Source organism: Trinickia dabaoshanensis, assembly GCF_002879885.1.
GTDB classification, from domain to species: domain Bacteria; phylum Pseudomonadota; class Gammaproteobacteria; order Burkholderiales; family Burkholderiaceae; genus Trinickia; species Trinickia dabaoshanensis.
Map to the genome: position 1 here is coordinate 1 of NZ_PNYA01000051.1, position 9,385 is coordinate 9,385.

Below are 9,385 nucleotides of genomic sequence, written 5' to 3' on the forward strand. Positions count from 1 at the left end.
ATCGAGACCGTCTTGCCCGGCTCGAGGCTCTCCCTGACCATCGCCACTTTCTCTTCTACCGACCACCGCCGCCGGCGCTCGGGTCCCGTCAATACATCCATCACTTCTTGATTGGTGTTAGTCAAAAACACAGTCGTATGCCTACCCGCTATTGTAAGTGGGAGACTGTGTCCGGACTTTCAGGGGGCCGCTCCAAGTGGCCATCTCCCCATCGAGTGCGATACGCCGATCACCGTCGAACATGGTCGATGCGGTCGCGATAACCTTGCCACCCGTGGTGGTCGGATCGCCATGGCAAACAGATGCTTTACTCATCGACGGAAAATCCGAAAATTACGCTGAAGCTTTTTAGAAGTATCACGTTTTTCAACGTACCGATGTGGTATCACCACCATTACGGACAGCGCAACCAAAGGCACAGTCACCCCATCAATCACTTCTGGATATCGTGAAATTCGATTCCTTTAACAACGCGAATGGCCTCTTCGGTAAGATCAATTTTATCGCCCCTGGACTCCATAACCGTAGCCAACCCCAACAAAGTTGCACCTTTAGGAGATGTCAAGCAAAACGACAAGCTCCTACCATCTTGGTCACCAGGCCCCGTCGCGTCCTCGATTTGATTGTACACAATCACCCTACCGATCCCGTTGACGGATTTCAATACAAAATCATTGATTTTATCCGAGTCTGGAATAGGAGGATCAGCATCCATTATCGACCCTCCTTGCGCATAAATCTCACCCTCAAACGCATCACAAGCCTTCACATTGTAATTATCGCCGCATTGGAATTGCATACTAAGCCCCCCTTTCTTCTTGATAGTCGCTTTGTATAACGCATAGGGCCCTGTCATACTGCCACTCCCATCGGAGGCGACCCCAGAAAACGGATCATTTATTACAAAATGACAAGCTCCGATATTCATCCGATGCCTTTTCATGCCCTTCTTCGGCAAAAGATCGCTCTGAGAAGATGTCGGTTGGGCCACAGAGGTGCCAAGCACCCATAGACCGATTAACAACACAAGCGTACGTTTAAAATTCACGACGGAAGCCTCGCCTTAAAAAGAAAGATACGGAGATTTACTACCACGACTCCCTCAAAACAAAACTATCGGGCACCTCATCATCTCGCCCACGCGCATCTTCAAATACGGGTGTATCCGTCAGCACAACAAGCGCATTGGCGTAACAGGAATAGCGCTCCGGCAAATTATTGACCGTATGCTGTTGGTAGATCGCGCCTGGTATATTAACGTAAGCGGCAACTCTCCTAGCGGATTCGTTGCTGTAGTAGGCGTGCTTACCCTGAACCAAGCGAACGTTAGGTGCGGGAGTATCAGCATAAAAGGATGTACGCTCCGCATAATGCTCAGATTTCGCCGAAAACTGCGGCATAATCCAATAAAATCCCGCGCTCTGCGTGGCGTCATCGGAAACATTCTGCAAATCTTCGCGCCACTGGACTATTTGAGATTGCCCAGCATGTTCAGGAAAGCGCGCTCGCCAGCGGAAATAGTTATAGTAATTACTGCTTTCAATATTCACGTCACCCCCTGAATTGGTGAGCTGAAGAAATCCACGTCCGTACCATGGCGCGTACGCAGCATGCTCCCCCGCACCCTCCTTCGTTGTTGTAAACCACTGTGTTTCGACAATCGATTGCGCAAAAAATGCAGCCATGCGCGCAGGCGTATTGATGCCATACTTGCACAGCGACTTATTTAAGTCGACTCGGAATTTAGAAATAAACGAATCCCGCGCACCTAACTGATTTTGCCGAATTAAACACCAATTCCCATGTTCATCCATATACTGGGTCGGCAACAGCTGCTGCATTTCCTCCTTTGCCAGCCATGAGCATTTCCTGAAGTGCCGGATGAATGCGAGGGGGTGGAAGTACCATAGCTTCGCCCCAGCGGGCAAGCCCGTTTTGTCCCAAAACTGGAACTGTCGCGCAAACTTCAGAAACTTGTCATAGCCGGCCTGATCGTTCTCGAACCGTTGTCCTGCACTTTTCAGCCAACCGTACCGTTGTTCCACGTTTGCAGCGTCCCACTCGCTCGCCGCCTCGCAAATAAAGCCCTTGAGCAGTTCGCGTACGACGGGATCACTGACGACCTGCCTCATAGTCGCGGTCTTCTGACCAACTTCTTCTTTGCTGGTCCCCTTGACCCACTCGTTTAGCGGGTCAAGGTTTCCTTTCGACACGATCTTCTGCAGCAGTTCCATGAGCGCATGTGGACTCCACCGACCGTCGCTGTCTGACAGCTTGCGCGGAGCAGCACCTTTCGGTCCAGGAGCGGGCTTCCCCGGTGCGTGGCCGTCATCATGAATCTTCTGCCAGCCCATGAATGAGGGAAAATCCGCGTCCGACACCTTCTGTATCGCCTTAGCATTGATGTCGATATATCCCTCTTGACCCGGGGCAAACGTGACGCGAAACCAAGTCTGCCGATGATCCTCCTCCGCAGAGCACACCAGATCCGGGTTCGCGGATGCTGGCGAGGCGGGTAAAGTCTCGTTTCCCAGAATCCGGCCGAAGCGCAGCAGTTCGTATCCGTCACTAGGGCAAAGTCCGTAGAGGTCACGAGCGCGCTCATACATGACGTACTCGTAACCCTGTTCGCAGACCGGCTGAGGTGTCAGCAATTTCAAACCCTGTGGCGTCTCGCACCAGACGTTCGTGTATTTCGAACCCAGGCAGAAGAACACCTCGACATACAGCGTCGCGGCGTTGGTACCGTCTTTAAGCCGCTCGAAACCGATCGACCCACGGGTGCCTTTAGGTTTGATGTTTTGCAGGGTTACCTTGTCTTCCAGTCGCTGCGACTCCGCACCGAATTGCGTGGGTAAGGCGTGAAAGTGCTGACCGGCGGGGATCACGTAATATGAATGCCCCCAACAATCGCTGCCGGTTGGCGTCGTCACCTTCGCTGCCCCAAGTTGGGTGGGGCCAAAATACGCGTCGAAATCTTCCTGCGTCATGAAGATCTCAAAGTGCAATTCCCACATGTCGCTGCACTTGCCCAGATAGCCGATGATGTCCTTGCGGTGCACTTTCTCGCCGTTTCCGCTCACAGCTACGCCAGTTGGACATTGGGCCCACAGAGGCATTGCGAATGGCTTATTGCTGCAGACCGGCGGCAACCCGGCTGCATTCATGCCCTCGAGATCAAGCAGGTGCATATACAGCGAGTAAAAGCGTAGCGTACGTCCCTGGCCGGTCTCTTTCTCATGGCGAAGGAGGACGAATCCGCCATTGCAATTGAGCTTATCGGACATATCAGGCAACGGTTTTTCGCAGACCCGATAGGCAACCACCGTGCCGTCCGCAATCGCTCGCACCGGCATATGCTGATCACCCGGCACTAGATGGACACCGGTATGCCAGCCACGATCCCACGAGATCGGGTATGTACCGTGATGCAGCGCCATCCCGTCCACGGCGTCCATGAGCGGGTCCTCGGGTGCAACTGCCGGGTGCGCCGGTGGACTCTCCTCAGGGTTTGACGGATGAACGGGCTGAGGCGGAGTTACCTGCGGCAAGAACGGAGGACTGATAATCATTCTGTTTCAGTGGGAAAGCATTGAAATATCGGTAGGGTCGCCTTGAGGCATAGTCGGAAGCGGCTGGCGCAGTGTGTCGGCAGCAGACTTGCTCCACTTCGGGGTTTTTTCGACGATCGGCCCCGGAGAGCCATTGACGATTCCATTGCCGTTGATCTGGATGTAAGAACCGCCCGCACCGATCCAAACCTCTTTCGCGGCGGTGATGACTATCTTGCCGTCTGTGCTGGAGATCGACAGGTCCTTGAGAGCCGCGAGGGCCATCTTGTCGCTCTGCGCTTGGATCTCGACCGGCCCTTTTGCCGCGAACAATTTGATTCCGAGGTTCTGCGCGAAAAGGCTGATCTTGCTGAGCACACTCACCAAGAGCGATTTTCTGGCGGTGACGGAGACATTGCGCCCGGCGGTGACTGCGACGTGGTCGCCCCCATTGACATGGACGGTTGCGGGCGTCGTTGCTTGCAGGCCACCGGCACCCGCCAGCAGCAGATGTGGTTGGTTTAGTTCGGGAAACGAACTATCGCCGCCGCGACTCAAGCCGCCCTTAATGCCGTCGACCTGCGCCTGCAACACGTCGGCCACACTGACCTGATCCCCCCCACTGTCCTGCGCTCGATGCTGCTGAGCCAAGTTGCCGAGTTCGTTGTGCAGTGTCTGTGCTTGCGCAAGACGCGACACCGGCTCGCTCACGTCCGAGATGTGCGAATTGCCTTTTGGACGGGCCTCGGTACTAACCAACATCCCCTTGCCCGAGCGAATCGCCCCGACCGCGTCCGTGCGCAACTCGAAACCCTCGCCGCGCGCATCCTGCCTGCCCTGCCAGTCCTCAACGCGAGTGATACTCCCAAGCGATAACTGACTGGCCGCATGATCGCTGCGGAGCTGCGTCTGAATAGCATTGGCCGTATCGTCAAAAACCAAGTGATTGCTACGCCCGCCATCCTGATTACCCTGATCGCCGACCAGTTCGCGGCTGCGGATGCCAGTCAACGCGCGCTGGTGCGGCAACTGCCACGCCGACATATTGTCGCGCCCGTGCAGCCTACCGGTGATGATCGGGTGATCCGGATTCCCATCCAACCACATGACGATCACCTCGGAGCCGATCCGGGGCAAAGCGGTCATGCCTTGATTGCCTCCCGCCCAACCGGTGGATACTCGCACCCACGTCGTATATTTGCCTTCCCGGTCCCAGTGGAACTGCACCAGCACGCGGCCATACGCGTCCGTATAAAGGCTCTCGCCCTCCGGCCCGACTACCATCGCCGTCTGCGGCGCCAGAATGCGCGTATCGACACTGTTGTAGCCGCGAGCCGGCCGCCATGGTGTGCGCAGGTGCACGCACCTGAACCGGTTGCTATACGTCGCCGGCGCACCCACACCCTGAAGATAGTTGTTCGTCGCGACGTGGTGCGCGAAGGTGATTAAGTATTCGTCGTCGTACTTGTCGTTGCTGATCGAGTAGCCGAAGTGATCGGTCAACTGGAACCACCGGCCTGGCATCACGAACCGGTTGTTGCCCGTTGCCTCCCACTGACGTGCGATTGCCTCGATCGCTTCCACTTGCACGTCGGTCAGCTTCTGACCGTCTTCCGTGTTCTGATGGCCGAACGAGCCTGCATACCGGTACGACTCGAGCTTTTGCTTGCCACTGTCCTTCCATGCATCGGTTCGCGAATCGACGAACCCACCGCTACGCGCATTCAGCGTGAAGTGCTTGAAGTCGGTACGCGACTCCGCTACGTGCGTGGACGTGCTTTGATGAATGACCGACCACGACTTAATGCCGTCCGCTTCCTGCGAGCCGGCCTTGTCTTGGTAGGGAATCTCTGGGCTGGGGCCGTCAATCGCAGGCTCGCTGCGCTTCGGATCGGAGACGATCAGCTTATGTTCCTTTGCCGTGTGCTCGTACCAGTAGCACAGACCACGATGCTCCCAGCGGCGATGGACGTAGTTGTGGTCGTGCTCGTCGAACTGGCACGCCATCGGTATCACCGGGTCCTTCTCGCGAACACTCCAATCCCATACCGCCAGCGCACCGTAGTCGCTGAAGATGTCTGCGGTCTGGCCATGAATAGGTTGATCCAAGAAAAGCCGATTGTTCTTACGCAGCGTCAAATAGCGGACCCATGGGCCCATTTCAGCCTCGTAGAACGCAATGCCGCCATCGGTTTTAACCAACCGAAACGCGAAGATGTAACCGTTGAAGTACCGAAAGCTCCCGTCATTTCGCAGCAGCTCCACCGAGATCTGTTTGTCGACGAAATCCTTCGGGTCGAGCTTGGCGTTGTCGGACAGGATCTCAACGATGAATCGAAAATCGCGCGAGAGGTATTCCTCGCCTTCGAGGCGGTTCACGAGCAAGATGTCGTATGGGGCATCGCCCTGCGGAAACGACAGCCTCAATAGCCGATTGTTCTGCATCCCCGAAGCGAGCTTGAGCAGATCTTGGACAGACAGGTTGGTATTCATTGGCAAGCCTGGGAGAAACGCCAATATTCAAAGTCGGGCGATTTTACAGAGGAAATTGCGGAGCGCGAAATAAGATCAAGCGCAATTCGGATCGATTAAAGTTTTTGAGAAAATATTTCCGAATCACACCGCAAGCCAGGCAATCATTACCTACTCACAATAGCGGCCCCGCACCCCGAATCGGTTCCCCCTGCCATAGGACTGCGCCGCCAATTGACGCCACGATCAATTGCACGAAGCTGTTGCGCGGCGCGTAGGGCGCAAAGAAGCGCTCCATGACGCCGGCAAATACGGCTACGCTGCTCGCCACGAAGAGTTGCTCGTCGATTTCCAAAGTGATTTCGATCCCGCGCACCATCGCTGGCTGCGGCTTTCTTGCCATCAATGTCATGACCGACCGATGGCGAAGCCCCCTAATCCCATCGACGTGTCGCGCTTGCTGCGGCGATAGCGCGGCAAACTGCTGCAGGATCTGTTTAAGGACCGGCAAGCCAGCTTGATTGAGGCGAATGGCGTGCGCTGTTTGCTGACCGATGAGCCTCCAGAGCGCTCCGTTTGCGCGCGGAAGCTGGGTGACGGCCGTTGGTGCCAGCAGCAGCACGATCTTTCTCGTCGTTTGCGTGTTGCCTTCCATTCGCATGTCCCCATCCCGGCTACCGATGGTCAGCGAACGAGGTAGGTTGCCATTACTGCACATCACATCGGCCAGCAGCGTCTCAAGACCGTTCACCACTCCCACTGAGCCCTCGGCGCCGGAAAGATGCAGCGCCGACTCTCGGGTGACACCTGACGACCTTGAACGCGGTGGTTGCACGAAAGTCCACCTAGGGTGCGCCCGACTCGCATGCGCGGTCATCAGCCCGTCGGATGAGGGAAGAGGCGTACCCTGCTCCGTGCGAACGCCCTCAACGGCCCACACCTCGGTGGGCGCATCGTTCTTACTCTCGATCGCAATCGGCCAAGCACCGGTTTTCCGATCACACTTGAGCGACACGCCTTCCTTACTGAACAAATTCACAACGGGCGTGCAGAACAGCTTCAGATGATCGGCGCAAACGTGACCGAGCTGCTCCGCCGTCTGCGAGTTCGGCCCGACGTCCGTCACAACAAGATGCAGCGTGAGCTGGTCGCCCGGAGCCACCGCGCAAAGCGCGGCGAAATCAACGTCGACGAAGTGAAACCGTTGTGGAAACGCGAAATACTCACCAAGCAGCCCAAATGCTTGACCCGGCTCCTTCGCATCCGTGCAAAACCAATCGTGCGGTCCAAAGCCGGCCATCTTAAGCGGGACATCCGCAAGACGGATCCATCGCCCCTCGCCATTTTCCACGTATGCGCTCCGCGTGCGCAGCAGTATCGTGTCGGTGATTGCGGCAACGATCGCTGGCTGGCCGGCAAGGTGCACGCGCAGTGTAGTAACCGCCGCAGCGTCGAGATGTCCACCAACCTTGGCAGAACTAAAAGTCACGGACATCATCCCGCTGGCATCGCGGGGCACCGTGACGTTGGGTGGAATAACCGGTGTGGAAGCGTACTGAACGGCCGTGATTCGCACCGGCGCAAGGACAACGTCATACGCGGTTCGAAAAGAAAAGGAGCCTACGGCCGACTCCAACAGCGTGCCGCGCTCGACCAGCACGGGCTCGGTCAACCTGCTGAACATACTTCCCACGTCGAACTGGGCAACAGAGCAAGACGGAAAGGGCCGCAGGTATTGCGGATACGTTCGTCGGATCAACGCCTCGGACAATTCCGGATCGTCGTCGTCAATCTTCGCGCTGTGGCGGGCGTTTAGCAGAGCTGTCGACTGTGCGAGACGTTCGATGCCCGGATCGTCCGATCGTCCATCACTGTTGATCGACAGTCGCACCGCCGCTTCGGGGTTCCGCTGCGCGAAAGCTCGCATGTCACGGCGAAGGATATCGAGTTCCTTTTCGTAGTAGTGCCGCAGCAGATCGTCGTCAAAATCGTCGTTGTGTGTGGTCATCGGCCAAAGCTTCCGTTCTTTACGCGAGCACCAAGTCGCTGCTGCGCGGCTTGCATCGCATGATCTCTTCCCCCGTATGCCGCGATACGACAATCAATTGCACAAAGCTGTTGATCAGTACGTGGTACGCGAGAAACGTATCGATAGCGCCTACGAACGTCGCAATGCTGGCTCCTACGAAATGACGCTCGTCGATAGTCAAGCGCAGTTCGATACCTTGCACTTCCGTCGGAAACGGGTTGCCGGGCAACTCGACCACTGCATCGCGCGACTCGACGCCGACGATCCCGTCGATCTGACGAGCCGAAACCGCCGAGTGTCGCTGGTCGTACAGCACCAAAATCGTCTTGAGCGCCGCGAGATGTAAATCCGCAACGGAGACATGGTCGAGCACCATGTGCGAGGCGAGCCGCAACTGCAGCTCGTCTTTGCGCTCGAAGCGTAGTGTCTGCGTCGGCCGGCGCAGCATGGAGATAACGGGCGCCGGTGCACCGTCGATGCCGTCCTGAACAAAAAGATCGCCCCCTGCCAGGCCAATCGCCAGCCTCGATGGAAGATCCCGGTTCGTGCACGTCAGGTTCAGACTCAACGTATCGGTCTGCGCGGCCATCGGGTCGAAATTTGCGTCGACCACCGCAATTTCCGTTTCGTATCCGGGGCTCAACGAAGCCACCCCTTCGTTTCGGCTGGCGAACCAGTATTGCCCAACCAGCGACTCATCGCCGTAGCGCTGTGCGTAAAACGGCCGTAACTCGATGATCTGGTCTTGCTCCTGCGTTTGACGTACAAGCAATACCGAGTCGACCGAGGAAACGTCGTAGGCAGACGCGTGAGTCGCATCCGCCACTACCGGATACGCGATCTCTTGGTGCGTCACCCGAATCGGTTCGCCGCGCTGGCGGAAGAGGTTGACGACAGGCGTCGCAAATAGCCTGAAATGAGTAGTCGACAACGACTCCAGCAGTCGCCCCGCATGCGGGTTGCCGTGGCCCTCCTTCAGGACCACATGGAGCGTGACGCGCCGGCAAGAACCGGCTGTATCGAGCATCGCTGCGAGATCGACGTCCGCGAAATCGAACTTCTCTTGAAAGCCGAAGTATTCGGCCAGCGATTGGTAGGCCGGGTGCGACCTCAGCGGATAGTCGAGCAGCGTATCGTTCTTGCCGAACCCGGCTTGCTTGATCGGCACCGACCGCAGCGGCCTCCATCGGCCGTCGCCTTCGGTCTCCCCCGGCGTCAGACTAGTTGTCGTGTCGTTTGAATCTTAGACGAGGTCCGGGGGCGGTAGAATCGGCATGAATGAAAGCCTACTCAGCAGAACGAAAAGAAGCCCTGGTGCGTCGTATGATGCCGC

At 56.9% G+C, this 9,385-nt stretch carries 6 protein-coding genes; all 6 read right to left on the reverse strand.

The features are described 5' to 3' along the window. On the reverse strand, positions 1 to 101 hold a 101-nt coding region (locus C0Z18_RS32040; RefSeq protein WP_146014163.1), incomplete at its 3' end, for a transposase. Between the two features lie 332 nt (positions 102 to 433). Then, entirely contained in the window at positions 434 to 1,048 is a 615-nt protein-coding gene (locus tag C0Z18_RS32860; RefSeq protein ID WP_146014161.1) for a hypothetical protein, read from the reverse strand. Positions 1,049 to 1,088: 40 nt separating this feature from the next. Next, positions 1,089 to 3,458, reverse strand: a complete 2,370-nt coding sequence (locus C0Z18_RS32055; RefSeq protein ID WP_146014162.1) for a M23 family metallopeptidase — start codon at positions 3,456 to 3,458, stop codon at positions 1,089 to 1,091. Between the two features lie 120 nt (positions 3,459 to 3,578). After that, positions 3,579 to 6,044 (reverse strand): type VI secretion system Vgr family protein, encoded by a 2,466-nt coding sequence (locus C0Z18_RS32060; protein WP_102649488.1) that lies wholly within the window; start codon positions 6,042 to 6,044, stop codon positions 3,579 to 3,581. 154 nt (positions 6,045 to 6,198) lie between these two features. Continuing rightward, entirely contained in the window at positions 6,199 to 8,031 is a 1,833-nt protein-coding gene (gene tssF / locus C0Z18_RS32065; protein WP_102649489.1) for a type VI secretion system baseplate subunit TssF, read from the reverse strand. Positions 8,032 to 8,050: 19 nt separating this feature from the next. Next, a complete protein-coding gene (gene tssF / locus C0Z18_RS32070) occupies positions 8,051 to 9,271 on the reverse strand; it encodes a type VI secretion system baseplate subunit TssF (RefSeq protein ID WP_102649490.1) in 1,221 nt (406 codons plus the stop codon). Positions 9,272 to 9,385: the final 114 nt, after the last annotated feature.